This window comes from Kitasatospora sp. NPDC059462, from assembly GCF_042749955.1.
Classification (GTDB): domain Bacteria; phylum Actinomycetota; class Actinomycetes; order Streptomycetales; family Streptomycetaceae; genus Kitasatospora.
In genome coordinates, this window is the sequence record NZ_JBHYUU010000407.1 from 1 (window position 1) to 1,235 (window position 1,235).

At 77.6% G+C, this 1,235-nt stretch carries 1 protein-coding gene; it reads left to right on the plus strand.

Annotation, left to right across the window (positions count from 1 at the left end):
• Window positions 1-149: 149 nt before the first annotated feature.
• The coding region (locus ACFXAM_RS38810; RefSeq protein WP_380298649.1) for a substrate-binding domain-containing protein at window positions 150-1,235 on the plus strand (1,086 nt) is incomplete at its 3' end.

Genomic DNA, 1,235 nt, shown 5'->3' on the forward strand with positions numbered 1-1,235 from the left:
AAACACACAAGACTCCACGCGCCGCCCCGCGGTAAAACAAAAAACCCCGGCCCCTGCCCGCGGGGCCGTCCTGGCCTCCGGGGGCCGGGTGGTAGGTTCCTGTCCACCTCGACAGAGCCTCGAAAGGCCGCCCACCGACAGGGAGTGCCATGCCGATCCCGGCGGACGATCGCCGTGCCCGCATCCTCGACACGGTGCGCGCCCTGGGCACCGTCCGGGTGGTGGACCTCGCCGAGCGGCTGGGCCTGCCCGCCGTCACCGTCCGCCGGGACGTCGCGGCCCTCGCCGACGCCGGCCGGCTCCGCCGTACGCACGGTTCCGTCTCGGCCGGCGGCCCCGGGCCGGGCGGTCCCGCGTCCGGTGCTCCCGGATCCGCCCCCGCCCCCGCGCCGGACCGCCCCGGCGAGGCCGTCACCCTGGGGCTGCTCGTCCCCGCCGTGGTGCAGTACTTCGACGAGGTGATCACCGGCGCGCGCACCGCCGCCGCCGGGGCCGGCGTCCACCTGGTCCTCGGCATCTCCTCCTACGAGGCCAGCGCCGACCGCGTCCAGGTCGACCAACTGCTCGCCTCCGGTGTCCAGGGCCTGCTGCTCGCTCCGAACTGGAGCGCCGCCGACCGCCCGGAGGAACACGCCTGGGTGGCCGAACTCCCCGTCCCCGCCGTCCTGCTGGAGCGCCGCCCGGCCCCCGGCAGCCCCGCCGCCGCCCTCGACGCGGTCGGCTCCGACCACCGGCACGGCGTCCTGCTCGCCCTGCGTCACCTCACCGGCCTCGGCCACCGCAGGGTGGCGCTGGCGGCCCGCACCGACACCTGGACGGCCCATCAGGTCCGCCAGGGCTACGCCGAGGCCTGCCGGACGCTCGACCTGCCCGCCGAGCCCGTCATCGACGTCCTCACCCCGGCCGCCGGGGTCGACGACGTCGCGGCCCGGCTGGCCGGGGCCGTCTCCGGCGGCCTCGGCGCCGCGCTCGTCCACAACGACCAGGACGCCCTGCAACTGCTGCCCCTGCTGCGGGCCAGGGGCGTGCGGGTCCCCGGGGACCTCGCGCTGGTCAGCTACGACGACGTGTTCGCCGCCCTCGGGGCCCCGCCGCTGACCGCCGTGGCCCCGCCCAAGCGCGCCGTCGGCGCCGCCGCGGTGGACCTCCTGGTGCGGCGGCTGGGTGCCGGCGGCGGTGCCCTGCCGGTGCACCACCTGGAGCTGCTGCCGGACCTGACGGTGCGCGAGTCCTCC